This window comes from Flagellimonas cixiensis (assembly GCF_042134615.1).
GTDB lineage: Bacteria > Bacteroidota > Bacteroidia > Flavobacteriales > Flavobacteriaceae > Flagellimonas > Flagellimonas cixiensis.
Genome location: NZ_CP169639.1, coordinates 2,745,538 through 2,771,280 on the forward strand (window position 1 = coordinate 2,745,538; position 25,743 = coordinate 2,771,280).

The window sequence follows — 25,743 nt, forward strand, 5'->3', positions numbered from 1 at the left end:
ATGAAGCATAGCGTTACAGTAGTTCAGGATGAAAAAGAGAATTTTGGCACCGTGGTAAAGGGTTTTGTAATCAAATTGATGCCTGCCATGCCCAAATGGAATGGAAAGAATTTGGTGAGAAAAGTGTTGATACCATTGGCTTCGATTGTATTGTTCATCGGTTTGTGGCATGTTGGCGCAAAGGCACTTTACAATATTGAGGCGGATTATAAAATTCAAAAAGCACTCACGGACCAAGGTCAAGAGGCCGCCGACCAAATGGCTGAATGCATCGCTTCTGGGGCGATAAGTTGTCAGCCAAATACCCTGCCATCACCCGCTCAGGTATGGACTTCGTTCAATACGCTGATTGCAGACCATAAGGCCATTAGCGCGGACAAAGCTGAATTTAAAGCCAAAACAGCCACATTAAATGTAAAACGAGAAGCGGAGGGGAAAGCACCCATAACCTATACCGGAAGACCGTCATTTGTAGATCAAATATTTACCAGTTTAAAGACAGTTTTTGCCGGATTTCTTTTGGCGCTGATCATCGCCGTTCCCGTGGGAGTTATTATTGGGTTGAGTACCACCTTGCGTAGCTCTTTCAATTGGTTGATTCAGATTTTTAAGCCCGTTTCACCAGTGGTTTGGCTGCTGTTGGTCTTTATGATCGTAAAAACGATGACCAAGAATTCAGATTCCGATAGCGCTTTTATTATCTCTTTTATCAGTGTGGGATTATGCTCCATGTGGGCCACCTTGGTCAATACCGCTATGGGGGTTGCCACAGTGGACAAGGACTACATCAACGTAGCGAAGGTGCTCAAATTGGGGCCAATCCAAAAAGTGTTCAAAGTGATTTTGCCATCATCATTGCCATTAATTTTTACGGGATTGCGCATTACACTTTCCGTTGCATGGATGGTATTGATTGCCATTGAGCTATTGGCACAAAGTCCAGGATTGGGGTCTTTCGTTTGGGAAGAATTTCAAAATGGCGCCATCGACTCTAATTCAAAGATCATAGTGGCCATGTTCGTCATCGGTATCATTGGATTCTTGTTGGACCGAATCATGTTGACCGTTCAAAGTATGGTATCCTTTAATAAAAACGCAACCGCTTAAATAAATAGCTATGGCATATCTGGAACTTAAAAATGTAAGTATGACCTATGGTCGTGGCGCCAACGCCACCGAGGTGTTGTCCAACATCAACTTGTCCATTGAGGAAGGAGAGTTTGTGGCGATTGTAGGTTTTACGGGAAGTGGGAAGACCACTTTGGTGAACTTGATCAACGGGCTTTTAAAGCCGACCAGTGGCGAAGTGCTTTTTAAAGGCGAGCCTGTTGTGGACACGAGCCATGAAAGAGGTGTGATATTTCAAAATTATTCCTTGTTGCCATGGTTGACCGTTGGACAGAATGTACAAATGGCCGTGAAAGAAGCATTTCCAAAAGCTAGCAAAAAGGAAATAAATGTAAGGGTCGAAGAATATGTTGCCATGGTAAATTTATCACCAGCCATCAATAAAAGACCAAAGGAATTGTCTGGGGGAATGCGTCAACGCGTATCCGTTGCCAGAGCTTTGGCAATGAACCCTGAAATGATCATCATGGATGAACCACTGGGCGCATTGGATGCTTTGACCCGTGGTAATCTGCAAGATGAAATTCTCAAGATTTGGAGCAAGGACAAACGTACCGCTTTGTTGATTACGAATGATGTGGATGAGGGAATCTACATGGCTGACCGCATTATCCCACTTCGGCCAGGGCCAAATGCGACCTTGGGCCCCGAATTTGCTATCGGTCTTGATCGACCTAGGGATAAGACCGAACTCAACGATAATGTGGAGTACAAAAAGACCAGAAACGCCATCATTGAATATTTGATGGGCATAGGGGAAGAACGAAAATCAGCTTCCAAGAAAGTATACGAATTACCAGAGTTGACACCTAAAAGTTTTGTTGCCTAACCTTTAAAACCTAAGCAAATGGTAGTAAAAGTATCAAAAAAGGCCCAAGGGCACGAAAATGGAGTGGTTTACCCTTCAGACAATATCATGTTGGACTTGAACGACTTGAAAAAAGTGTATCCAACTCCCAAAGGTGACTATGTGGTGTTGGAGCATTTAAACCTTCAAATATTAAAAGAAGAATTTGTGACCATCATTGGTCATTCAGGGTGTGGAAAAACCACCATGCTTTCCATGATAGCCGGTTTAAACCCCATTTCTGGAGGAAGGATTTCTGTATTGGGAAACCCAATCAAAGGACCAGGACCAGACCGTGGGGTGATTTTTCAAGCCCCAAGCTTAATGCCTTGGATGACGGCTTTGCAAAATGTTATGTTGGGAGTGAACCAAGTGTTTCCTCATGCCAGCAAGTCGCAAAAAAAAGATATTGCCATGTACTATTTGGATAAAGTGGGCTTGGAAGGCTCATTTCATAAAAAAGCCAATGAACTTTCCCAAGGAATGCAACAAAGGGTGGGTATAGCTCGCGCTTTTGCCATAAAGCCCAAAGTGTTGTTGTTGGACGAACCTTTTGGAATGTTGGACTCCCTTACACGAGGAGAACTTCAGGATATATTGATTGAAATCTGGAACAAGGAAAAAATCACTGCGGTTATGATTACCCATGATGTGGACGAAGCTATTTTTTTGGCAGACCGTGTTGTGATGATGACGAGCGGGCCCCGAGCCAAAATAGGAGATGTACTTTCCATTGATTTTGAACGACCCCGAACCCGAAAATCGGTATTGGAACACGAAGATTACTACACATACAGAAAACACCTTATTGACTTTTTGGAGCATTGATGTCTCCCAACTGACTGAATAACCTTTAACAAATCTCAAAAATGAAAAAGCTAATATTAACTGTTGGCATGCTATTGCTATGCCTTTTTGGAGCGGAAGCCCAATTTACTTTGGATGGTCAATTCAGACCAAGAACAGAATACAGAAACGGATTCGGAAGCCTTATTCCCGATGCTGCAGACCCTGGTTTTGCAATCACGACAAGAGCTCGTTTGAATGCAGCCTATCAAACTGAAAAATACAAGTTTTATTTAAGCATTCAAGATGTGCTGGTTTGGGGGGAGAACCGCCAGATTTTACCAGACGATCAAAACGATTCTTTTGCCGTTTTTGAAGCTTGGGCAGAACTGAATCTAGGTTCGGGTTGGTCCACCAAATTGGGTAGACAAATACTTTCCTATGATGATGAGCGAATTCTTGGCGGCCTCGATTGGGCACAACAAGGTAGAAACCACGATGCCGCCCTGATCAAATATGCAAAGGATGACTTTATCTTGGATTTTGCTTTTGCCTACAATCAAGATTTTGATAATCCTACGGGATATCAATCGGTGGGGAATGCCTACAACACCACGGGTTTTTTTAGCTACAAAACCATGCAAATGCTTTATCTGAAGCAGAAATGGGAAAGTTTTGGCGCTAGTTTGGTATTGATGAACAACGGGTTTCAAAACTTTGATGATCAAGATAATGCCGACGGGTTAAGCCATCTACAAACTTTCGGAACCCATCTTACTTTCAACAAAGGTGGTTTCGGACTAGCCGCCAATGCATTTCTTCAAACAGGCGAGCGTCAAGGTGAGTTGGATGTAAAAGGCGCTTATTTGCTGGGGTTGGATGCTACCTACAAAGCGTCGAGCGCCATAGGGTTGGGGGCAGGAATTGAAATCATTAGTGGAAACGATGGACAAACCCCAGGGGAGACCGGAGCATTTTTTCCACTGTATGGAACCAACCACAAGTTTAATGGCTTCATGGATTATTTCTACGTGGGCAACCATGCCAATTCCATCGGATTGTTCGATATCCATGCCAGTGCCAATTTCAAATTGGGAGAAAAATCCAGCCTATTGGCCAAGGTATTGAACTTTAGAGGAGAACAAGACTTGCCAAGTGGCGAAAACGCTTTGGGCACCGAAGTCGATTTGGTGTTCACCCAGGGATTTAAAGGATATGCTTTAAAAATAGGTTATTCCCATATGTTTGCCGCAGATGGAATGTACGAGCTTAAAGGAGTTGCTGAAGATATTGCTGCAAGTACCCAAAATTGGGCATGGGCCATGCTTATTATAAAACCAAAATTGTTCAGTACGGCTAAAGTCGATTAAAAATACAGAGTTAGTTAGTGTTTAAGGGCTGTTCCATTTTAAATGGGGCGGCCCTTTTTTTAAACCCACGGAATTCAATAATTCGACTATTTTTGTGATATGGAAGATTCGCAATTAAAAGATGCCATTACCATAGTTTTAGCGGATGATCATTCCTTGGTAAGGGATGGTATTCGGGCATTGTTGGAAGAAGAACCAGACCTCGATGTAATCGGTGAAGTGGCCAATGGCCTGGAGGCCATTGATATGATAGGGGATAAATCTCCCGATATTTTAATTATTGATATCCGTATGCCCGAATTGGGAGGGATTGAAACAGTGGAGCGATTAAATGCCAAGGGGGGTCTTAAGACCAAGTGCATTATTCTTTCCATGCACGACTCGGAAGAGTACATCCTTAAATCGGTACAGGCAGGGGCCAGCGGTTATTTATTGAAGGATACTGGAAAGGCAGAGTTTGTAAAGGCCATTCATGTAGTGCACGAAGGAGGCAAATATTTTAGTGGTGATATTTCTGATGTTCTGGTGAACAACCTATTTAAATCTACCCCATCTTCCGAAAACACTACTGAATCCAAAGCCAAAGAAAACCCATTTGATCTTACCAATCGCGAACTTCAGGTGTTGGAACTGGTTTTGGCAGGTTACACCAGCAAGGAAATCTCCGAAAAACTAAACAATAGCAAGCGTACCATCGATACCCATCGTTTTAATCTGATGAAAAAAATGGAGGTCAAGAACCTCATTGACCTGTCCAAAAAAGCGCAACAGTACAACTTGGTTTAGGCATTTCTTCGGCAATCGCCAGTTATTATTATCAAAACTTCATTTTTTAGCCTCACTTTTGCTAAATTATCACTACGTATTTATACGTATTTCCATAATTTTAACTATTGGAAATTCAGGAATTTAAAAATCTCCTTTCATGCAAAAGAAGGATACATTCGATACTATTTGTTCCTATTGTGGTGTAGGTTGTGGTATTACCGTAAAAAAAGATGCCAAAGGTGTTCTTTCTGTAACGGGAAATGAATCCTATCCTGTTAATAAGGGCATGCTGTGTACCAAGGGAAAAACCTTGAACTATGTGGCTCAGGACACTTCCGATAGGATCCTTTATCCAGAAATGCGATGGAGTAGAAACCATCCCATGCAGCGCGTTACTTGGGATATGGCCTTTAAAAGAGCAGCTGCGGTTTTTAAAAGTATCATAGATAAACATGGCCCAAATAGTGTTGGGTTTTACGTTTCTGGACAATGCCTTACCGAGGAATATTACCTGGCCAATAAATTGACCAAAGGTTTTTTGGGTACCAATAACATAGATACCAACTCCCGATTGTGCATGAGTTCTGCTGTAGTGGGATACAAGAAAACCGTTGGCAATGATGCCGTTCCTATTTCCTATGCCGATATCGAGCTGGCAGATTGTTTTTTGATTGCAGGGGCCAACCCAGCATGGTGCCATCCCATTTTATTTAGAAGAATAGAAAAGCACAAGGAGGAAAATCCGAACGTAAAAATCATTGTGGTTGACCCCCGAAAAACCCAAACCTGTGCCTTGGCAGATCTACACTTACAAATATTGCCGGGAACCGATGTGATACTTTTTAATGCGATGGCCAGATGGCTTATTGAAAAAAAGAAAATTGACAAATCCTTCATACAAAAACACACCTCCAATTTTGATGCCGTCAGGCAAACCGCTTATGAACTTACCATTCGTCAAGCTGCTGAAAAGTGTGGAATTTCGGCCGATGACATTCGAATGGCCGCCAAAATGATTTCAGATGCCAAAGGGTTCATCAGTATGTGGACCATGGGGCTCAACCAAAGCGTTATTGGGGTTGATAAAAATGTTTCATTATTCAACCTTTCCTTGCTTACAGGTCAAATTGGGAAGCCCGGGTCAGGGCCTTTTTCACTCACAGGCCAGCCCAATGCCATGGGTGGAAGGGAAGTAGGGGGAATGGCCAGTTTGTTAGCGGCCCATCGCGATTTGGGCAATCCCAGACATCGAAAGGAAGTTCAGGAATTTTGGGGAGGCACCGAGATTCATGGAGAACCCGGGTACACGGCCACCGAAATGTTCGATGCACTGGAATCGGGCAAAATGAAAGCCGTTTGGATAGTATGCACCAATCCCATTGTGAGCATGCCCAATGCCAAGAAAATTGAAAAGGCACTTGAAAAAGCAAATTTTGTCATCGTTCAAGATATTTCCCATAATTCGGAGACCACAAAATATGCAGATTTATTGCTCCCTGCCGCAGGTTGGTTGGAGAAAGAGGGCACCATGACCAATTCGGAACGAAGGATCAGTTATTTGGCCAAAGTTATCGACCCGCCAGGAGAGGCCATGCCCGATGTGGAAATTTTATGGCGCTTTGCCCAAGAAATGGGTTTTCATGGTTTTGATTATACCAAAGCTTCGGAGGTTTACGATGAGTATTGTTTAATGACCAAGGGCACCACCATCGATATTTCTGGGCTTTCCTATGAAAGATTGAAGAACGAAGGCAGCTTTCAATGGCCCGTTCCTACTCCTGACCACCCCGGTACTCCAAGATTGTTCCAAGACCAAAACTATTTTACCTCGGACGGTAAGGCACATTTTAATGCACCGAGAAATTTATACAACAAATCGGAAACCACCAGTCCGGAATTTCCATTAATATTAAATACGGGTAGGGTGCGAGATCAATGGCATACCCGGACAAAAACGGGAAAGGTGAAGCGACTTCTTACCCATATTCCTGCTCCCTATTTGGAAATGAATCAAATCGATGCTTATATCAGGGGCTTTAAGGAAGGGGATGTGGTGACGGTTAAAAGTCGGCGCGGAAGTGTAAGGGTCAAGCTGAAAATCAATTATGATATTAGGGAAGGAGTAGTGTTTTTACCCATGCACTGGGGAAAAATTCTCGATAATGACTTTAGTCGGGCCAACAACTTGACCAATAATATCGTTGACCCTGTTTCCAAAGAGCCAGATTTTAAATACTGTGCCGTTCAAGTTGAAAAATACAGAAAACCATTTCAAAAAATTGTCGTGGTGGGAGCCGGAGCAGCGGCATACCGCTTTGTACAATCCTATCGTGATAAGAACAGGGCAGATGAAATAAAAATATTCTCCAAGGAGGAACATCCATTTTACAATAGGGTATTGTTGCCCGAATATGTCAATGATGACCTTGGGTGGGAAGCCCTTCAAAAATTAAAGAAGGGAGAATTGGAAAAATTGAAAGTGGAGCTTATTGCCAATAATGGGATACAATCTATAAACAGGGAAGCAAAGCAGGTAACGGATGATCATGGAACTATACACGATTATGATTTGCTGATTTTGGCCACTGGCAGCCGTGCTTTTGTGCCCAATGATGTTCGGATGGACCGCCCGGGTAGATTTACGATGCGGGAACGTGGGGATGCAGACCGACTGAAGACTTATTTGGCTCAAACCAATCTTCCCGCAAATGAACAACATGTGGTGATTATAGGGGGTGGGTTATTGGGATTGGAATTGGCTGCGGCATTGAAAAAGATAGATGTCAACATCAGTATCATCCAACGTGCACCTCGACTCATGGAACGTCAATTGGACCCCATTGCAAGCAGATTATTGGCTGAAGATGTTACGGAAAGAGGGATTCAGTTGTTCTTTGATAATGAAGTCAGTACTGTTTTTGAAGATAAAGAATCACCCCGTACCTTATTGGTGAACCTAAAAACCGGTAGAACACTCAATTGCAATGCCATTGTATATGCGATTGGTACTAGACCCAATATAAACCTGGCCATTGAAGCTGGTTTAAAAACCAAACGAGGGGTAGTGGTAGACCCCTATTTAAAGACGAGTGACGAATCCATTTTTGCGTTGGGGGAAATTGCAGATTTTCAAAACTCACTTTTTGGGATTACATCTGCTGCAGAACAACAGGCCGATATCGCAGCCAATTATATTCTAGGGGATTTGGGAAGTACCTATTCAGGCTCCGTTCTTATGAATATTCTAAAATTCGAGAATTTGGACTTATGCAGTATAGGAATGGTCAATGCCCCTAAAAATGATGCTTCCTACGAGGAAATTATTTTAATGGATGTGAGTCAAAGGTTCTACAAAAAATGTATTGTAAAAGACGATACGTTGAAAGGAGCCATTCTGATGGGGGATAAAAATGAATTTGCGGAATTCAAACGTCTGATTGAAGAAGGTGTTGAACTCTCTGAAAAACGGAATGAATTGTTGCGCGGAGCCTCAAATAGAGCACCCCTAAAAGGACAAATGGTCTGCACCTGTAGTCAAGTGGGAGATGGAAACTTAAAGGATGCCATATCCGGTGGCTGTTCCGAATTTAAGGATTTGTGTGCACAAACAGGGGCAGGTTTAGGGTGCGGAAGCTGCAAGCCAGAAGTGAAGGCCATTTTGGATGCACAATTAAAAACAGCTACAGTTTAATGTGAGGATTATGAACGACGATTTGCACAGAATTTTTGTAAAGGGCGGGGTAACATCACCAGGAGAACTCATGGAAAGTATCACACTTTTAGAGTCCAATGGATTATCGGAGGTCTATTTTGGGTCTAGGCAGGATATTTTATGTCCAACAGACAATTCAAGACCAGAGCAGTTTGATAAAATACTGAACAGCTCAACGGATATCATTGCAGATAGATCTTACCAAAATATTGTGTGTTCCTATGTGAGTGCCGATATATTTGATTCCACGGATTGGTTAAAAGGTTCCACCTATTTGTATCTATTGGAGATGTTCGACTTTTTGCCCAAGTTGAAAATAAACATCACGGACCCAAAGCAGCGATTAGTTCCCATTTTTGGGGGCAACTTGAATTTTATTGCGTCTGAGCATGAGGATTATTGGTATTTGAACATTTTATTGCCGCACTGGAAGACGAGTGCCTATTACCCTGTTCTGGTGTATAGTTGGGACATTGCAGATATATCTCTTGAGATTGAAAAGATTCATGGGGAGATTCAAAATGTGGAGGAATTGTTCACCGCCCTAAATGAAACCTTGGGCACTACCAATAATAAGGCCATGGATAAGGAATTGGTGATACCCTATCAAACCTTTCCGTATTACGAGGGATTGAACCGAATGGGAATAGATCAATTTTGGTTGGGACTTTATTGGAGAAACAACAGGTACAATCTCAAATTTTTGAAGGAGTTCTGTAGTTTTTGCTTGGATCAAAGTATTGGAAAAATATGTATTACCCCGTGGAAATCATTTATTGTTAAGGGCATTCCAAAGGATAGTAGAACGGCCTTGGAACTATTTTTGGGAGAAAGGGGTATCAATGTTCGACATTCTCAATTGGAGATGAATTGGCACCTACCTGTAGATGATAGTCCAGCACTCCATTTGAAAAGATATTTGGTGCAGTGTTTTGACCAAAACGATATTAGCACCTACGGCCTTACTTTTGGGATCAGTAACGAAGTGGGCAAACAAACGCATATGTCCTCCATTGTTATTGAAAAGAACCCGATTTCCAGAAAGGTTGAGGAGTTCAATCCAAATTCAAGACCCACCTATAATATTCGGTACTTTAAAAATTTTGACCCAAATACCAGGCGAATCAAGACTTTTGCACAAGAAGTAGATCAAAAGGAGTTACCCGACCTTTTGATTGAATTGAGCAAGCACTATTTTCATGAACTAGGAAAGGAAAAGGAAGAGGAGACCATCAAGATCACGAAGTGTGAACAGGTGAAAAACCAGGTGCACCAATGCCAAAAATGTTTCACAGTTTATGATGATGCCATTGGTGATTCTATATCAAATATAGAACCCAACACAAAGTTTGAAGATTTGCCGGAAACCTATGAATGTAATGTTTGTGGAGCTGGACCGGAAAGTTTTGCCAGAGTTGAATTGATGTTGGAAAGGTGAAAAATTAAAAAGGATTGTAAAGAGATCGGGGCGCTTAAATAGTGTATCGAAAAATTAGATGTAAAGTTCAATTAAACGATCTAATTCTAAGTTCAGCAATATATTTTTTCCTTTGATACAAGTTATACCGTACCCTAACCCAACTTTAATAAAGAATCAATTAGGCAATGTTCTAAAGATTTGGAATGTTGAATACATAATTCCTTGGGATATGATATTGATGAGGGTAATAATCAAAACAATTTTTACTATACTTCCGAATGACTTTGTTTGATAAAATTGCAGGATGGCAATACTATACCAAATGCTTATTAATAACCCAACAATTGGCAGATAATTTGATAAGAGCATTTTAAAAATAGGAAAAGCAGACTATCGGAAATTAATCCATGTACTCTTTTAAAAGATTGGTCTTTGAAGAATTTCTTAATCTGGTCAAGGCCTTCATTTTTATCTGTCTTACCCGTTCCTGGGTAATATCCAAATCATAGGCAATCTGTTGCATTCCTAAAGGACTTTCACCGCCAATGCCAAAAACCATTTTAATAACATAAGCCTCCCTATGGGACAGCAAACCCAAAACACTTTCAATTTCTATCTGTAAAGATGAATGTGATAAGTTATGCTCGGGACTATTAAAACTATCAGACGCAATAAGATCATGTAAACTAAAGCCATCCTCTTCAGGTCGTAAGGACTTATCCATGGAAATGGGCCAAGAAGAATGCTCCAGGCAAAGTTGAATTTCAGCAATGGAAAAATCAATTAGTTCCGAAATTTCATCGGCAGTAGGAGGTCTTTGATGGGATTGCTCAAATTTTGAGGTGACATCATTTATTTTATTGATCACATTGATCTTGTTCAATGGCAAGCGTACAATTCTCGATTTCTCGGAAACTGCCTGAATGATGCCCTGACGAATCCACCATACCGCATAAGAGATAAATTTGAAGCCTCGGGTCTCGTCAAATTTCGATGCCGCCTTGACCAGACCAAGATTACCTTCATTGATCAGGTCATGTAAGTTTAGGCCCCTGGATTGATATTGTTTGGCAACGGACACCACAAACCTTAAATTGGAAACGATCAATTTTTCCAATGCCTCCGCATCGCCATTTCTAATCCGAATGGCCAGTTCCACCTCTTCCTCCGCCGAGATCATGGGGATTCGACTTATATCGGTCAGATATTTTGAAAGAGCAGGGTTTTCCCTATTGGTAATCTGCTTGGATATGGTAAGTGATCGCATAAACTTAATTTTAAGTCATTGACCTAACGTAAATTAGGTTTCCATTGCCCTTTGGGTTTTTTCTGGATTCGGTTTCAATTTGGCTGATGGACTTAACCAGTGGGGTAAGTTTTCGAAAACCAAAGTTCCGAGCATCGAAATTGGGCTGTTTTTTTTGAAGTAAAGCCCCGACCTCTCCTAAAAAGGCCCAACCTTCTTCGTCCTCCAAATCTGCAATGGTGGAAAGAATTAATTGGATGACCTTCGAGGTGATTTTATCAACGGGATTGGTTTTGCCCTTTTTGGTTAGCGGTGATTCCTCCGTACCGGTTTTGTGAAGTATTTCAAGATAAATGAACTTATCACAAGAAACAATAAAAGGGTCTGGGGTCTTTCGTTCACCAATTCCAAACACTGTCATTCCGGCCTCCCGTAATCGAATGGCCAATCGGGTAAAATCACTGTCACTGGAAACCAAAGAGAATCCGTTTACCTTGCCCGAGTAAAGAATATCCATGGCATCTATGATCATGGCACTGTCGGTAGCGTTCTTGCCCGTGGTATAACCGTATTGTTGAATTGGGGTAATGGCATTTTTAAGGAGTACATCCTTCCATTTTACGAGACTGGGTTTTGTCCAATCACCATAAATCCTTTTGATGCTGGGGTTACCATATTTTGCGATTTCCTCCAACATTTCCTTGACATATCTTGATGGAATGTTGTCCCCATCGATCAATACTGCCAAGTTTAAATCCTTCTCCATAAATCTATTCCTCCATTTTTAGCTTGTATTCATTCAGGTACACGGCCTTGGCCATCTGTTCCCGTTTAGCCGTGGATTTTTTGGTAAACTCTTTATTATTTCTAATGGAGTTCAACTGTTTGGTATTACGTACTTTATTTCGATATCTTTTCAGGGCTCTTTCAATATTCTCCCCTGGTACGATTTTAATTTTAAGCATATAGTATTTTTTAAAAATGATGTACAAATCATGATGCAGTTGAAAACAAAAAAAGAGTGCGGTAAAGGTTTGGCACTTTAAAGTGGATAACAACTATAACTTCGCCGATGGGCCTAAAGGCCTACGAAATTCGAATATTGGTACAAGCGAAAAATAATTAAGAAGTGGCCCTTTAAATGCTGCGGTGGTATAACGGGCGGTCTTTTTTATTTAAGGACAGGTCTAATTTTCGTCCATAATTTTAATGTGATGTAAAGGAACGGATTTAAATTGGATTTCAGCCGTTTAAAATCAAATAAGTACCGCTTTGACTCTCCCAATTTGCGCCTTCATTCCATTTTAATGGCGGCGTTGGAAATTAATATGGACTGAAGATATTTTTTTGCGGAGAAAGGATAGCTTGCCAAATTTTTTTAATTAATATTTTAGTCAACTAATTAGTTAACTAAATATATTGATTACCTTTAATGATCACATTAAAGAATATGAATAGAGATTTTATTAAACAATCGGGTTACAGGGCCTTGGATAATAGATTGAAACGAATAAGCGACAGAATGGCCCATGACACCAGGAAATTTTTCAAGCAATTAGATCTTGATGTTGAACCCAGTTGGCATTTGGTATTCAAATTATTAAAAGAAAATAAAGCGCTTACCATGGTCGAAATAGCCGAACAATTGGGTTATTCACCTCCGTCCACTGTGGTTATGCTCAAGAAAATGACTAAAAAAGGCTATATAACGTCTAAAAAGGACCCGATAGACAAGAGAAAACAAAATATTGAACTAACCCAAAAGGCCCTGAATCTTTTACCAGAACTTGAGAAAATATGGGCAAGTTGCGAGTATGCCATCTATCAGTTGCTTAAAGAAGACCTATCCATCATCAAATACCTTGATGACATTGAAGCTTCATTAAAGGAAATTCCCTTGAATGAAAGATTTTACCACGAATACACGAAAACCTAAACACATACCCATATGTCAATCTTTACAAATGAATTTCAAAATGCCCACAACAAAATACCCACAGTGGAATTATCAAGGCGAGGCATGGTTAGAACTATGGCATTGGGCTTAAGCTTATCTGTGCTCCCAAGTTTTATGGCTTCAGCCAAGACGGAAATAGACAAGGAAGCCTTAGATCATGGCGAAAGAATAATTCCCATTGGGGAACGTGAATTGGTGGATATGCAAAAATTCATTGAGGAATGTATAGAGGCCAATAAGGAGGTGGATTCACAGGCAGCCGTTAAGGAAGTTTTGAAAAGGGGGGTCTCCAACGCTTCGGATATGCTAAAGGCTATTGGTGAGCCAACTGAAGCAGGTTTAAAAGTTTTTTTGAGGACCAAAGAACTCACCATTTTTGCGGCATCTTGGACACCACAAATGAACCTTATGCCCCATAATCATAAAATGTGGGCCAACATTGGCATCTATACAGGTCGAGAGGACAATATTATTTGGGAAAACCAGAAAAATGGATTGGAGGCTAAGGACGTAAGGTGTTTGTTTGAAGGGGACGTTGCCACCTTAAATACCAGTGCCATTCACTCGGTTACCAATCCCTTAAAACGGTTTACCGGTGGACTGCACATTTATGGGGGTGATTTTTTTGCAACGGAACGCAGTCAATGGAATCCAGAAACGCTAGCGGAGGAACCCTCCAACGGTGACGTAATCCGTGGGATCTTCAAAGAGGCCAATGAACAAATGCAAAAAATGAAAAACCATTAAGGAAACCATTTTAAAAAGCTAATTATGAAACGAGTTTTAGTATCAAGCGGAAGCCCATATGAAGAAACCATTGGCTTTAGTCGGGCAGTTCGCGTGGGACCATATATTACCATAGGAGGAACAGCTCCATTGAATGCAAGTGGTGAGACCGTGGGGATTGGTGATGTTGCCTTACAGACCAAGCAATGTTTGGAAACCATTGAGACTGCCTTGGAGAAAGCAGGGTCGAGTTTAAAGGATGTTGTTAGAACTCGCATGTTGTTGGTGAACATAAAAGACTGGAAAGAAGCGGCAAATGTTCGCGCGTCCTATTTTAAGACCATCAAACCTGTTGATACCATTATGCAGGTTTCTGGCTTTATCAACCCAGATTGGCTAATAGAAATTGAGGTCGATGCAATAGTGGCAAAATAAGAAACCCAAACCAACTCATTGATTTAAGCACAAAGGTTTAAATTGTTTTCTATCTTTTTGATGAGCATAACAAACTAAAGAATCTATCCAAGGAAGGTGACAGGAATACGCACAGTATTGACAGTGCTTTAGTATAAAAAAAGCCCCTTTAAAAGGGGCCTTTCATATTTTATAGATTCGTTTAACTACTTGTATTTCTCCACTCTTGCGTCATTAATAACCCCGTTCCAGTTCAGTCCGTAAGCGAAATCATAGCTATTGCCTTCGACATCGGTATAAGGTTCCATGTCTCTAGGAACGTCTTCAAACTGACTTTCAACCGTTACCATATTGCTGGGCATTTGGAAGGGTAGAAGGGCAGAGGGTTCCGTTTTTCCAGAAATGATATCCAAAATCGCTTGGTCCTGCACGCCCATCTGAACCAAAATGGCATCGGCAGACGGTTCAATTTCAGCAAAGATCATAGGTTTGGAAACCTTGACGACCACTACCACAGGTTTGTCACCCATTTTACGTTTGGTATCAGTCACCAAAGCCATATCTGAACTATTGGATGCCGTCGTAGTTTTATCTTTATACGAACGATTGGTAAAATCTTCAAATGGGCTACCACCAGCTAAACTGGTTTCCCTTGCAGTGGTGGCAGTGTAAGTCCCATATTGCAAACTAATGGGGACATAACCGTTTCCACCTTTTTCAGTGTCGGTAACATCATACCCTACACCGCCGTCAGGATTGGTGATTCCAACCAAGGCAAAGTCTGCATCCTCAGGATTTTCCACTACCTCATAATATTTTTCAACCACCTCCATATTGAATGGATATTCGGTGCGCTCTGGGGTTTGAACCCCAAACCAGTTGGTTGTGGAGGCCACATAACGTTGTGGCACATAAACCTTTTTCTTGGTGGTCATCGGTAGTGCTGCGGCTTGGTTCTTTAACATCACAATGGATTTTAATTGTGCGTTATAACCAGCAGCCATAAACTCTGCTTTACCAACGGTCTGTTCAGTTTCAGCTACATCCAAGTATGGATTTTCAAACAATCCGGTATTGAAGATATTACGTAGCAAACGCACGGCAGAGGTTTCAAAACGTTGGCGCATATATTCTTCACCATGTTCTGCGACACCCATTTCATAAGCTTCAATCACAGGCCCCATATCATTATTTCCACCGAATTGGTCGCATCCTGCTTCAATAATTTTATAGTGACGTTCCGCCACGCTCAAATTTTCGACACCCCATGGTTTTCCTCTAAACTCATACACATTAGGTGCATCATTCGTAATTCCCCAATCGGTACAGATCACCCCATCATAACCATATTCCCCTCTTAATAAATCGGTGATGAGGTATTTGTTATAGGAGTTGCCCACATTTTCCTCATTCTTTGTATCCATATCAGTGGAAATGGTATAATAGGGCATTACGGCAGTGGCCATTTTAGTAGGGCCATTCAATTTGAAAGCACCTTCGGTAAACGGGATCAAATGATCTTTAAGATTGTTGCCAGGGTAAGCAGCATAAGAGCCGTAACCAAAATGTGCATCACGCCCCCCTTCTTCTGGGCCTCCGCCCGGCCAGTGTTTTACCATGGCGTTTACACTTTGATGGCCCCATCCACCACCATCGGTAGATTGAAACCCATCTACATAAGCCCTAGCCATATCGGCGGCTAATTGCGGGTCTTCACCCATGGTGCCGTCAAAACGGGACCATCTTGGCTCAGTGGCCAAATCAATTTGAGGGGATAGTGCTGTAGCTATTCCCAGTGCACGATACTCTTGGGAAGCCACGTCTCCAAATTGTTGCATTAAAGCTGGGTCAAAGCTGGCAGCGACTCCCAAAGTGCTCGGCCACATGGAGATTTTACCCCCTGCACCGGCATTGAACTCTGCATAGGAATCACTTCCGTGTCGAGGGTCACTACTGGTATTCACAGGAATTCCCATGCCAATGCCCTCCACCAGAGCTTGGGCATTGTTGTTCCATTGTGCGGCAATACCTGGTGTTTCCACACTGGTAATCAAAACATGTCTTAAATTATCTTCTTGAAGAAATGTTTTCTGGACATCGGAGAGGTCACTTGCCTTGGCTCCGCTTTCGGCATAAGGTTTACCACCATAGGTAACGGGACCAAAAAAGCTGTTTCCTCCGCCCGGAATGGATTGGTGGGCACTGTAGAGCATTAAACCTGCTATTTGTTCCACACTCATTTTGGAAGCCAAATCCTTGGCACGTTCCTCGGTACTCAATCGCCAATCTTCATAAGGGTCCAAAGTACCATTTTGATTCAAATCTTTAAAAGCATATTGGTCAACCGTTAAAAGGGAAACCTTGGAGGCGGGACTATACCCAAGGGTTTTACCAGCTTCATTATGGACAAGATTGAAACCATCCTTGGTTTCTTCGGTAAACTTCGGGGAGCAGCCCACCACTAAGGCGGTCAAAAGGATGCTGCCCAATTGAAATTGTTGTTTGATAGTTTGCATATGTTGTTGTTTAGTTGCTATGTGCGAATTCCTTGCAATTTAACTACTGGGAGGTGAAAAAGGGAATTTATACCCCATACTTTTCGCTGAAATACGACAATAGAGCAGATTTTCACAAAAAGGGGATACAATGATGGCCACCCAACTTTTTTGTGATTGTAATCCTATTACATATCAAAAACCTCGGTAGCTTTTTGAATCGTTATTTTTTCCAATATGGCGTTTAATTGGTTTTTCAAACCAAAGGTTTCTTGCTCTGCCGTCTGAAATGAATACTCCGGTGATCTTACCGTTTTCCCGTTTAAATTTCAATGCGCGTAACGGATAATCACCCACTAACATGTCTTTGAATTTCTGCTCCAATTTAATTTCACCGTGACGGATATGATAGGCAAACAGTTCTCCCTCTTTATGAAAAATGGCATAGGAAGTATGGATTTCACGACTGTAATAGGCCCCTTCATACTCTTTGGCCATTACTTCTGTTAGGGGCTCTTCTTTAAATGTTTTGAATACTTGAGGTTTGCCACTATGAGGTTGGTACGTAAACTGGTTTCCTTTAAAAGTGACAGTGGTTCCACTCCAAATGGCCTCAAATTTATTTTTGTCAACTGGAATAAATGCGGCTTTGGAACTTCCTAGAAATAGGGTGTCACCACTAAATTCCACTTCGTTTTCTTCATACAAATCATCGTTCCAATACGTGCCCGTTATGGACTCTTTGCTACTATTTGAAATTTTGGCGGGTGTCAATTCCTTCGGGGTCATTTTTTGGTCGAAAAGGATTTCCGCAATATCATTTAATTTTCCGGATGGATTTGAAGACGAAAAATTGGTGATGATGGCAATACTGGTTTTATCGTTCGGGAACACGGCAATATGGGAACGGAAACCTCCAATGGAACCCCCATGGCTTACCCGTTTTTTGCCCAAAATCTCTTCCACGTTCACCCCAAATGCATATTGGTTAAAACTACCATCGTTCAATGGGTCGAGTGTCTGCATCATATCAAACGCAGCTTTCCAACCTGTTGTTGGGCTGTAATAATTCTTCAGGTATTTTAATAAATCAGCCGTTGTGGTGTGCATATTTCCAGAGCCCACATAGCCCCAATACTCCACAGCACGAACAAATCCATCCCTTTGGGTGTAGTAAGAGGTGGCATTGTTCGGAACAATTCTATCGTAACGGTCTTCTACATACGTTTCGTGCATTCCTAAAGGGATGAACACTTCCTGTTCCATATAATCCACAAAGGGTTTGTTGGTGACCTTTTCAATGATGCTGGCCAAGAACATGTAGCCCGTATTGCAATAGAGGTACTCCGAACCAGGTTCAAAATTAAGGTCGGTTTGGAGCAACATCAACCTATCCAAATCAGTATTGGTTCTGGAATCGTCATTTCTCCAACCCGCTAGGGCAAAAAGGGCATGCAAACTTCGTAGACCACTGGTGTGGTGCATCATTTGACGGATGGTGATTTTACTTCCGAATGAAGCCAGCCCGTCTATATATTTATCAATGGTATCGTCAATGGATAGCTTGCCCTCCAAATGCAATTTCACAATCCCCAAAGAGCTGAACTGCTTGGATACCGAAGCTACATTGAATCGTGTTCCCGTAGCATTGGGAACCATGTACTCCATACTGGCCAAACCAAAAGCTTTTGAATACACCACTTGTTCCCCTTGCATTACCGCAATGGCCCCACCGGGGTGGTTGGGTTGGTTCCAATCCAAAAACAAGTTGTCGATCTTCGTTTCTTGCTCTTGGCTTAGTTGGCTGTAAATTGATGTTGTGCAAACGAAAAGTATACAAACAAAAAATCTATGGAGTACTCTGATCATGTTATTATTTTTCTAAACCTGCTTGGGCAAGGGTTATCAATAAAGCCAATTTGATGGATTCTTCGGCTTTCTCATCGTTTACATACCACTCGTGAAGTGAGTGGGCGCCTCCACCTTTACCGCCACGTCCAATACAAATAGCTGGGATTCCTTTGGAAACAGGAATGTTGATATTGGTAGAACCTCTTCCCAAGGAGGGTTGTACCCCAAAAAATTCTGTGGCGGCCATACCTCTTTGCACCAAGGGCACCTCTGGTGCCAATTCACCCGAGGGTCTATCCCCAATTTTGATGAGTTCGTAGGTTACCTCGCCTTCAACACCGCTGGCATTGTATTCGGCTATGGCTTTTTCCACAGATGATTTGAAAATCGCCTCGATTTCATCCAAGTTTTTTGGGCTGATGGCACGCATATCCACTTCCATCCAAGATTCGAAAGGAATGGAATTTACTGAAGTTCCGCCACCAATTCTACCAACGTTAAAGCTGGTTCTTTGAACATCTCCTTGCGTGAATTCCCATGCTGCCTTTGAAAAAACATCAATGGCTTTGCCCAAAGCGTGGTGAGGGTTGGCAAGCCCGAAAGCACCCCAAGAGTGCCCCCCTTTTCCTTTTACCAAAAGTTTGTAACGTTTGGAACCCAGCCCTGCATTGCTGATACGGCCCATGGCACCTCCATCAATGGCAATCCAAGAGTCGATGTCCAATCCAGATTCATTGAACATATATTTCATTCCGCGTAGGTCGCCAAGCCCTTCTTCACCTACCGAACCTACAATAAGCACATCTTTTTCTGTTTTGATTCCTGCTTTGTTCATCGCCTTCAACATAGAAATCAAATTGGACAATGCTCGCGTATCATCACCAATTCCAGGGGCTTTAAGGGTATCGCCAATTTTTTTAACGGTAACATCGGTGCCTTCTGGGAAAACCACGTCCAAGTGCGCATCAATGCCTACGTAGCCAGCTTCTCCAGAGGTGCCCTTACGAAGTCCGATAACATTTCCAACCTTATCGGTCCAAAGACTATCAACGCCTGCCTCTTCCAACATTTTTGCAAAGGCAACACCCCTTGCATCTTCCTTAAAAGGAGCGGCTAAAATCTCTGTTAGGGTGATATGGTCTTTTTCGGTTTGCTCTTTATATCCCTCGATAAGGGTAAAGGCAGATTTAACTTGTTTGGCCTTGGCCAATTTTTCAATTTGTTTGGTATATTTTTTGTCGACAGTTGCTTCTTGGGCTTGAGCAGTTAAGGATAAAAATCCGAACGCCGCCGCTAGCGTTAATGTTGCTTTTTTCATATTGAGTTGGTTATTATTGCTTTTTTAGTACTATTCCTGATTTAATATCTTTAAATTCTCCCTTGTCCACGGCCAATCCACCATTGACCAAAACATATTCAATTCCTACGGAATATTGATGTGGTTTTTCGAATGTGGCTTTGTCAATTACGGTTTCTGGATTGAAAATGGTAATGTCCGCCCGCATTCCTTCTTGAATCAAACCTCTATCGGACAATTCCAAGCTTTCAGCAGGCATAGATGTCATTTTACGAATGGCCTCGGGTAAAGTCAAGATTTTCTTTTCACGAACAAAATGACCTAAAACTCTTGGGAAAGTGCCATAGCCACGAGGGTGAGGGTGGCCAATTCCCGGTTGTGTCAATCGGCCATCGGAACCAATCATGGTAAAAGGGTGTTGCATGATGTTTTCCACATCTTCTTCGGCCATGGCATGGAAAACACAACCTGCCCCACCGTTCAACTGTGCTTGAATCACCATATCGGCGCCATTTTCCACAGAAGGCTCCAAATCGTTTTGTTCACACCAATATTTCAAGGTCTTTCCTTCCAACTCTGGATCCCATTCCACTTTACCGAACTGAATTCTATCCAAATCAGAACCACCACGGTCGTTTAAAATATTGAAAACGATGCCATTTTTAATACTGTCCCGCAACACTGGATCGTTGATTCTTTCCGCGAATGCATCCTGTCCGCCCGCTCTTGCCCAACTGGGGATCAAAACTGAAATGCTGGTATAGCTTGCCGCGTAGGGGTATTGGTCCATTTTAATGTTGAGACCTTTTGCTCTTGCGGAATCCACCATGGCCAAGGTCCTGGAACTTTTGCCCCACATAGGTTTTCCAATGGCTTTATGGTGGGTGAGCACAACAGGAATATTGGCATCTTCAGAAATTTGAATGGCTTCGGCAACGGCATCAAACAGTCCCAAACCTTCTTCTCTCAAATGCGAAGTATAAATTCCATTATAAGAAGATGCCACCTTCGACAAGGCAATTACTTCATCCACCTTTGAAAAAGCTCCCGGCAGATATTTTAACCCGGTTGAAATACCAAACGCGCCATCTTTCATAGCGCTGTCGATTTCCGCTTCCATGGCTTTGAGTTCCTCCTCGGTAGGAGCACGATTTTCCAATCCCATGATGTTGCGGCGCACAGTATTATGTCCCACCAAATAGCCCACATTCATTCCGATACCTTTCTGCATCAAACTATCCATGTAAGGTTTTAAAGGGTAGGGGGAACTTCCATCAGGTCCGCCCAATGCAGTGGTCACCCCTTGTGTTACATGACTTTTACAGTCATTCAGCTCCATTATGGGTTCAATATGGGTGTGCATATCAATAAAACCCGGTGATACGGCAAGTCCTGTGGCATCAATGGTTTTAATGGCTTTTTCACCAGATAAGTCACCTAGGGCCACAATCATGGAATCTTTTACGGCAATATCGGTTTGAATGGGTTCACCGCCCTTTCCATCGTAAACGGTTCCATTTAAAATAAGTACATCATATGCTTCACTGCTTTTGCAGGAAAAAATGAACAGTACCATTAAAAAGAGCAGTGGTTTTTGAAATTGTTTGAGGTTGGTCATCATAATTCGGGTCACTTATAAAGTTATGTCGGCTGTGTCTATGTCTTTCAATTTGGCAAAGGCCTCTTGGAGTTGTTTTGTTATGGGGCCAATTGTATTGTCTTCGTAATACGTGTGTTCCCCTAATTTTGCAATGGATGCTATCTGTGTGGTGGTTCCCGTAAAAAAGGCCTCATCCGTCGTTGGAATTTCATCGAAAGCAACTGCTTCCTCCACCAAAGTCAGATTCAATTCTTTGCACAATTGCACCACGACTTTTCGGGTAATTCCATCCAAGATATGTTCGTTGGCAGGATGGGTCATTACTTTGCCGGCTTTCACAAAAAAGATATTGGTATGCGACCCTTCGGTAACTTTTCCATCACGAATTAAAACCGCCTCATCGCAATTCGCATTCATGGCCGCCTCATTCGTCATAATATTTCCGAGCAAGGAAATGGATTTGATGTCGCATCGATGCCATCTAAAGTCGTTGGTGGTAATGGCCTTCATATTTTTAGTATTGATGTAAGGCAGTTCAAAGGGCAGGGCATACATCATCACACTGGCTGCTATCCCTTTGGGATAGGAATGTTTTCTGGGAGCTGTTCCGCGCGTAACCTGCATATAAATCAAGCAAGACGAATTTGAAAGTCCAGAAGCCTCGATAAGCGAGTCAATTTCTGGGTAAAGGGTGTCTACCTCAAAATCAATCCCAATCTTATCCAAATTCTCCTGTAAGCGATCCAGGTGGGCTTTTTTGTAGAAAATACCGTTTTCCAACTGCACCATGACTTCGTAAATACCATCACCAAATAAAAATCCGCGGTCAAAAACGGAGATGTTGGCGTCTTCACTTGTTATTATTTTACCATTTAAAAAGACCTTTTGGGGGAAGTTTCCTTTGGGCAACATAGTAAGGTTGAATTTATTTGAAAAAGTGATGTATCGCTTTTTCCATACTTAATGTGTGAAGGTAACTGTTATTTATCTAATTTAAAACTGGGTCTAAGCGGTTTGATAACGGTCAAATCAAGTTTTAAAGAATTCTTGAAAACCAATCCCTTTTTTTTAAGAAATAATGAAAGGGTCTTTGGTTTTGGCAATTTGAGCACACCAAATTTCAGGTGATATGGATAGACCGGTCTGTAAATCTTGATTATTCAGCAAGTTTTTGCGTACTTCACGGAACTAAAATTAAAGTATGACCATTTTTGTGGATATGGACGAGGTGATTGCTGATGCTTACATGGCCCATATCGAAATCTACAACCAAGAATTTAACGCCCATTTAAGTGTAACTGAATGCCTCGGCAGGGAAGTTTGGCAATGTGTGCCGGAAGAACATCAAAAATCCATTAAAGACCATACGCGAAGGGTCGGGTTCTTCAAAAATCTGGAACTTATTCCCGGCAGCCAAGAGGTGCTGTTGGAATTGAGTAAGAAATATCAAGTTTATATAGCTTCTGCAGCGATGGAATTTCCGGATTCCTTAAAGGAAAAATCGGATTGGCTCGACCTTCATTTTCCGTTCATTCCTTGGCAAAACCGAATTTTATGTGGGGATAAGCATATTTTGAAGGGTGATGTGTTGATTGATGACCGAAGCAAAAATTTAGAACCTTTTACTGGGAGGTCCATTATGTTTTCCTCACCGCACAACGCCAATGTAAATACCTTTGAGCGCGCCCATAATTGGCAGGAAATCGCCGATAAACTTTTGTAATTTGTATGGGCCATGTGTAAACAATTTATAAGATTTTTCGTTTTGATGGGATTATTGGTGTTCCAAGCCTGTGCTGCCCAATCCCATTTGGTGCTGGACGAGCTGGAAACCGTGACCAGAGAATCCCTAAAGTATTACCTCTATTATCCAAAAGACTATTTTAATTCGGAAGACGAGGAATTTGGCTTGTTGCTCTTTCTTCATGGCGGTGGTGAATCTGGCCAAAAAGTAGAATATATTAAAGACAACGGCCCTCCAAAATTATTGGCAGAGGGTATGCAATTTCCATTTTTGATTTTAGCTCCCCAAAACCCGCATGCCCAAAAATGGTGGAATACCCAAGCAGTTGCCCAATTGCTGGATTCTGTTGTGGCTGCCCATCGGGTGGACAAAAAACGAATTTACCTTACGGGTTTGAGCAGAGGGGGAAGTGCGGCTTGGGAAATGGCTACGCAATACCCAGACAAGTTTGCCGCCATGGCAGTGGTATGTGGCATGGCACCGCTGCCGTATGCTCATTGGATCAATAAAAAAATGCCCATTTGGGTGTTTCATGGCGATCAGGATAATAAAATTAGCGTGGAAGAATCCGACGGTATGGTAGCGAGGCTAAAAGAAATGGGATATGATGTTCAATACACCCGATATAAGGGGGTTGGACACAATGCGTGGGATAGGGCCTATACTACAGATTCTTTGTATACTTGGTTTGCCAAACAAAAACAAATCGACTGACATGAAGCATAGCTTAGTACTTTTTATTCTTATTTTGACAGTAAGTTGTGGTCAGAAAAAGAAGAAAACGGAATCAACTAAACATGTCGGAACTGTTGAAGTGATGGATTCTGTTGTGGTGGATTCAAATCCAAAAATCGCAACACTAGAGCTTAAAACTTTTAAGGGGCTGGCCGATACTACTTTTGTACGTTTGGAAGATTTCAGCAAGGATTTCGTATATGATCTACGTTACGCCACCGAAAACAACTTTTTAAAAGCCAAAGTATATGATTGTGCGGAATGCTATACCCGAGTAAAAACCGCCAAGGCCTTGATTGCCGCTAACAAGGACTTCCTTGAAAAAGGAGTTAAAATCAAGTTTTTTGACTGTTATCGCCCCAATTCCGTGCAATATAAAATGTGGGAGATTGTACCCAATCCTCAATATGTGGCCAACCCAGATAAAGGCTCCATTCATAATAAGGGAGGTGCCGTAGATATCACTTTGGTTGATTTGGAGGGCAATGAATTGGATATGGGAACGGACTTCGACTATTTTGGAAAACGGGCCTATCACGACAATATGGACCTGCCCCAAAACATTTTGGATAACCGAAAGCTATTAAAAGAAACCATGGAAGCCCATGGATTTTGGTCCATTCGCACCGAATGGTGGCATTACAATTTGTCCGCAGGATCCAACGATAAGGTGGCCAATTTTAAATGGGAATGCCCCGAATAAACCAACAAACCAAGCACATGAAGAACATCAAACAAACGGCATTGATTTTAGTATTGACCACTATCGGAATGTCAGCGCAAAATACCACCATCCCACTTTGGTCGAATGGAATACCAAACCAAAAAGCTTCCGATGAAGCTGAAAAAGTTGAGCATACCGAAGACGGCCTCATTTGGATTACCAATGTTCAGGAACCAACAATTGAAGTATACTTACCATCCAAGAGAATGTCCAATGGCAAGGCCGTTGTTATTTTTCCGGGAGGAGGGTATTATGGTTTGGCCTATGATTGGGAGGGAACCGATATTGCCAAGACGTTAACGGCAAAAGGGATTGCGGGAATTGTGGTAAAATACCGTTTGCCTTGGTCCAAATCCATAACAAAGGATAAACATTTAGTGCCTTTGCAAGATGCGCAAAGAGCAATGCGATTGGTTCGAAGCAAGGCTAAAGAGTGGAATCTGGATGAAAATCAAATTGGGATTATGGGCTTTTCCGCTGGGGGACATTTGGCTTCGACTTTGGGCACGCATTACGATGAAAAAGTCTATACCCCGCAAGATGGCGAAGATGGCATAGCTGCTCGCCCTGATTTTATGGCCTTGATTTACCCAGTGATTACTTTAGGCCAACCAAGCACGCATACTGGTTCCAGAGCATCCTTGGTCGGGGAAAACCCAACACAGACTGAATTGGATTACCTTTCCAATGAAAAGCAGGTAGATGAAAATACACCACCCACTTTTTTGCTGCATGCTGCAGACGATGGAGCTGTTCCCGTGGAAAATAGTTTAATGTTCTTTTCAGCATTGAATGAAAACAAAGTCCCGGTAACCATGCATGTGTATCCAACAGGTGGACATGGATTTTCTTTGGGATTGGAACATGAAAGGTTAAAAAATTGGATAAACCTATTTTTTGATTGGATGGATAACTTGGATTAG

22 protein-coding genes are annotated in these 25,743 nt (G+C 42.0%); 14 read left to right on the forward strand and 8 right to left on the reverse strand.

What is annotated here, in order from left to right; translation table 11 throughout:
- The 7 genes from ABT310_RS12270 to ABT310_RS12300 all read left to right on the forward strand — a co-directional run bounded on the left by ABT310_RS12270 (window position 1) and on the right by ABT310_RS12300 (window position 10,049).
- On the forward strand, window positions 1-1,107 hold the full coding sequence (locus tag ABT310_RS12270) for an ABC transporter permease (RefSeq protein WP_375324176.1): 1,107 nt from the start codon (window positions 1-3) through the stop codon (window positions 1,105-1,107).
- 10 nt (window positions 1,108-1,117) lie between these two features.
- Window positions 1,118-1,957 (forward strand): ABC transporter ATP-binding protein, encoded by an 840-nt coding sequence (locus ABT310_RS12275; RefSeq protein ID WP_375324177.1) that lies wholly within the window; start codon window positions 1,118-1,120, stop codon window positions 1,955-1,957.
- Between the two features lie 18 nt (window positions 1,958-1,975).
- The gene (locus ABT310_RS12280) at window positions 1,976-2,803 is read left to right on the forward strand and encodes an ABC transporter ATP-binding protein (RefSeq protein ID WP_375324178.1); all 828 of its coding nucleotides are present in this window, start codon (window positions 1,976-1,978) and stop codon (window positions 2,801-2,803) included.
- A gap of 41 nt (window positions 2,804-2,844) precedes the next feature.
- Window positions 2,845-4,131: an alginate export family protein gene (locus tag ABT310_RS12285; RefSeq protein WP_375324179.1), complete on the forward strand. Its 1,287-nt coding sequence runs from the start codon at window positions 2,845-2,847 to the stop codon at window positions 4,129-4,131.
- A 99-nt stretch (window positions 4,132-4,230) separates the two neighbouring features.
- A complete protein-coding gene (locus tag ABT310_RS12290) occupies window positions 4,231-4,917 on the forward strand; it encodes a response regulator (RefSeq protein ID WP_375324180.1) in 687 nt (228 codons plus the stop codon).
- Between the two features lie 139 nt (window positions 4,918-5,056).
- Entirely contained in the window at window positions 5,057-8,590 is a 3,534-nt protein-coding gene (locus ABT310_RS12295; protein ID WP_375324181.1) for a molybdopterin-dependent oxidoreductase, read from the forward strand.
- Between the two features lie 10 nt (window positions 8,591-8,600).
- Window positions 8,601-10,049, forward strand: a complete 1,449-nt coding sequence (locus tag ABT310_RS12300) for a rubredoxin (protein ID WP_375324182.1) — start codon at window positions 8,601-8,603, stop codon at window positions 10,047-10,049.
- 382 nt (window positions 10,050-10,431) lie between these two features.
- Here the strand turns inward: ABT310_RS12300 and ABT310_RS12305 are convergent, their stop codons facing one another.
- From ABT310_RS12305 to ABT310_RS12315, 3 genes are read right to left on the reverse strand one after another with little or no spacing between them, the layout of a single operon-like run.
- Window positions 10,432-11,298, reverse strand: coding sequence for an RNA polymerase sigma factor RpoD/SigA (locus tag ABT310_RS12305; RefSeq protein ID WP_375324183.1), 867 nt, complete (start codon window positions 11,296-11,298; stop codon window positions 10,432-10,434).
- A gap of 10 nt (window positions 11,299-11,308) precedes the next feature.
- Window positions 11,309-12,043 (reverse strand): NYN domain-containing protein, encoded by a 735-nt coding sequence (locus tag ABT310_RS12310; protein WP_375324184.1) that lies wholly within the window; start codon window positions 12,041-12,043, stop codon window positions 11,309-11,311.
- A 4-nt stretch (window positions 12,044-12,047) separates the two neighbouring features.
- Window positions 12,048-12,242 (reverse strand): 30S ribosomal protein S21, encoded by a 195-nt coding sequence (locus ABT310_RS12315; protein WP_375324185.1) that lies wholly within the window; start codon window positions 12,240-12,242, stop codon window positions 12,048-12,050.
- 485 nt (window positions 12,243-12,727) lie between these two features.
- Between ABT310_RS12315 and ABT310_RS12320 the strand changes: the two genes are divergently transcribed.
- From ABT310_RS12320 to ABT310_RS12330, 3 genes are read left to right on the forward strand one after another with little or no spacing between them, the layout of a single operon-like run.
- Window positions 12,728-13,213, forward strand: a complete 486-nt coding sequence (locus ABT310_RS12320; protein ID WP_375324186.1) for a MarR family winged helix-turn-helix transcriptional regulator — start codon at window positions 12,728-12,730, stop codon at window positions 13,211-13,213.
- Window positions 13,214-13,225: 12 nt separating this feature from the next.
- The gene (locus tag ABT310_RS12325) at window positions 13,226-13,981 is read left to right on the forward strand and encodes a hypothetical protein (RefSeq protein WP_375324187.1); all 756 of its coding nucleotides are present in this window, start codon (window positions 13,226-13,228) and stop codon (window positions 13,979-13,981) included.
- A gap of 24 nt (window positions 13,982-14,005) precedes the next feature.
- Window positions 14,006-14,395 (forward strand): RidA family protein, encoded by a 390-nt coding sequence (locus ABT310_RS12330; protein ID WP_375324188.1) that lies wholly within the window; start codon window positions 14,006-14,008, stop codon window positions 14,393-14,395.
- A gap of 185 nt (window positions 14,396-14,580) precedes the next feature.
- Here ABT310_RS12330 and ABT310_RS12335 read toward each other — a convergent pair whose 3' ends face one another.
- From ABT310_RS12335 to ABT310_RS12355, 5 genes are all read right to left on the reverse strand, one after another.
- Window positions 14,581-16,890, reverse strand: coding sequence for a glycoside hydrolase family 3 N-terminal domain-containing protein (locus ABT310_RS12335; RefSeq protein WP_375324189.1), 2,310 nt, complete (start codon window positions 16,888-16,890; stop codon window positions 14,581-14,583).
- Window positions 16,891-17,064: 174 nt separating this feature from the next.
- Entirely contained in the window at window positions 17,065-18,738 is a 1,674-nt protein-coding gene (locus ABT310_RS12340) for a serine hydrolase domain-containing protein (protein WP_375324190.1), read from the reverse strand.
- Window positions 18,739-18,742: 4 nt separating this feature from the next.
- Window positions 18,743-20,038 (reverse strand): M20/M25/M40 family metallo-hydrolase, encoded by a 1,296-nt coding sequence (locus ABT310_RS12345; protein ID WP_375324191.1) that lies wholly within the window; start codon window positions 20,036-20,038, stop codon window positions 18,743-18,745.
- Window positions 20,039-20,051: 13 nt separating this feature from the next.
- Window positions 20,052-21,638: an amidohydrolase family protein gene (locus tag ABT310_RS12350; RefSeq protein WP_375324192.1), complete on the reverse strand. Its 1,587-nt coding sequence runs from the start codon at window positions 21,636-21,638 to the stop codon at window positions 20,052-20,054.
- A gap of 12 nt (window positions 21,639-21,650) precedes the next feature.
- Window positions 21,651-22,529 (reverse strand): aminotransferase class IV, encoded by an 879-nt coding sequence (locus ABT310_RS12355; RefSeq protein ID WP_375324193.1) that lies wholly within the window; start codon window positions 22,527-22,529, stop codon window positions 21,651-21,653.
- A gap of 289 nt (window positions 22,530-22,818) precedes the next feature.
- Here ABT310_RS12355 and ABT310_RS12360 point away from each other — a divergent pair, with 289 nt between their 5' ends.
- Genes ABT310_RS12360 through ABT310_RS12375 form a run of 4 tightly spaced genes read left to right on the forward strand, consistent with a single transcriptional unit; the run spans window position 22,819 to window position 25,743 of the window.
- Complete coding sequence (locus ABT310_RS12360) at window positions 22,819-23,340, forward strand: 5'(3')-deoxyribonucleotidase (protein WP_375324194.1); 522 nt, start codon at window positions 22,819-22,821, stop codon at window positions 23,338-23,340.
- A gap of 45 nt (window positions 23,341-23,385) precedes the next feature.
- The gene (locus tag ABT310_RS12365) at window positions 23,386-24,075 is read left to right on the forward strand and encodes a prolyl oligopeptidase family serine peptidase (protein WP_375326186.1); all 690 of its coding nucleotides are present in this window, start codon (window positions 23,386-23,388) and stop codon (window positions 24,073-24,075) included.
- A gap of 1 nt (window position 24,076) precedes the next feature.
- Window positions 24,077-24,799: a M15 family metallopeptidase gene (locus tag ABT310_RS12370; RefSeq protein WP_375324195.1), complete on the forward strand. Its 723-nt coding sequence runs from the start codon at window positions 24,077-24,079 to the stop codon at window positions 24,797-24,799.
- Between the two features lie 17 nt (window positions 24,800-24,816).
- Window positions 24,817-25,743: an alpha/beta hydrolase gene (locus tag ABT310_RS12375; RefSeq protein ID WP_375324196.1), complete on the forward strand. Its 927-nt coding sequence runs from the start codon at window positions 24,817-24,819 to the stop codon at window positions 25,741-25,743.

Bases quoted from the DNA above. Each gene is read 5' to 3' on its own strand.
- ABT310_RS12365 (WP_375326186.1), top strand. From the start codon at position 23,386: ATGGGATTATTGGTGTTCCAAGCCTGTGCTGCCCAATCCCATTTGGTG.
- ABT310_RS12335 (WP_375324189.1), bottom strand. From the start codon at position 16,890: ATGCAAACTATCAAACAACAATTTCAATTGGGCAGCATCCTTTTGACC.
- ABT310_RS12310 (WP_375324184.1), bottom strand. From the start codon at position 12,043: ATGGAGAAGGATTTAAACTTGGCAGTATTGATCGATGGGGACAACATT.
- ABT310_RS12330 (WP_375324188.1), top strand. From the start codon at position 14,006: ATGAAACGAGTTTTAGTATCAAGCGGAAGCCCATATGAAGAAACCATT.
- ABT310_RS12305 (WP_375324183.1), bottom strand. From the start codon at position 11,298: ATGCGATCACTTACCATATCCAAGCAGATTACCAATAGGGAAAACCCT.
- ABT310_RS12295 (WP_375324181.1), top strand. From the start codon at position 5,057: ATGCAAAAGAAGGATACATTCGATACTATTTGTTCCTATTGTGGTGTA.
- ABT310_RS12300 (WP_375324182.1), top strand. From the start codon at position 8,601: ATGAACGACGATTTGCACAGAATTTTTGTAAAGGGCGGGGTAACATCA.
- ABT310_RS12280 (WP_375324178.1), top strand. From the start codon at position 1,976: ATGGTAGTAAAAGTATCAAAAAAGGCCCAAGGGCACGAAAATGGAGTG.
- ABT310_RS12325 (WP_375324187.1), top strand. From the start codon at position 13,226: ATGTCAATCTTTACAAATGAATTTCAAAATGCCCACAACAAAATACCC.
- ABT310_RS12345 (WP_375324191.1), bottom strand. From the start codon at position 20,038: ATGAAAAAAGCAACATTAACGCTAGCGGCGGCGTTCGGATTTTTATCC.
- ABT310_RS12340 (WP_375324190.1), bottom strand. From the start codon at position 18,738: ATGATCAGAGTACTCCATAGATTTTTTGTTTGTATACTTTTCGTTTGC.
- ABT310_RS12275 (WP_375324177.1), top strand. From the start codon at position 1,118: ATGGCATATCTGGAACTTAAAAATGTAAGTATGACCTATGGTCGTGGC.
- ABT310_RS12355 (WP_375324193.1), bottom strand. From the start codon at position 22,529: ATGTTGCCCAAAGGAAACTTCCCCCAAAAGGTCTTTTTAAATGGTAAA.
- ABT310_RS12360 (WP_375324194.1), top strand. From the start codon at position 22,819: ATGACCATTTTTGTGGATATGGACGAGGTGATTGCTGATGCTTACATG.
- ABT310_RS12290 (WP_375324180.1), top strand. From the start codon at position 4,231: ATGGAAGATTCGCAATTAAAAGATGCCATTACCATAGTTTTAGCGGAT.
- ABT310_RS12315 (WP_375324185.1), bottom strand. From the start codon at position 12,242: ATGCTTAAAATTAAAATCGTACCAGGGGAGAATATTGAAAGAGCCCTG.
- ABT310_RS12270 (WP_375324176.1), top strand. From the start codon at position 1: ATGAAGCATAGCGTTACAGTAGTTCAGGATGAAAAAGAGAATTTTGGC.
- ABT310_RS12375 (WP_375324196.1), top strand. From the start codon at position 24,817: ATGAAGAACATCAAACAAACGGCATTGATTTTAGTATTGACCACTATC.
- ABT310_RS12350 (WP_375324192.1), bottom strand. From the start codon at position 21,638: ATGATGACCAACCTCAAACAATTTCAAAAACCACTGCTCTTTTTAATG.
- ABT310_RS12320 (WP_375324186.1), top strand. From the start codon at position 12,728: ATGAATAGAGATTTTATTAAACAATCGGGTTACAGGGCCTTGGATAAT.
- ABT310_RS12370 (WP_375324195.1), top strand. From the start codon at position 24,077: ATGAAGCATAGCTTAGTACTTTTTATTCTTATTTTGACAGTAAGTTGT.
- ABT310_RS12285 (WP_375324179.1), top strand. From the start codon at position 2,845: ATGAAAAAGCTAATATTAACTGTTGGCATGCTATTGCTATGCCTTTTT.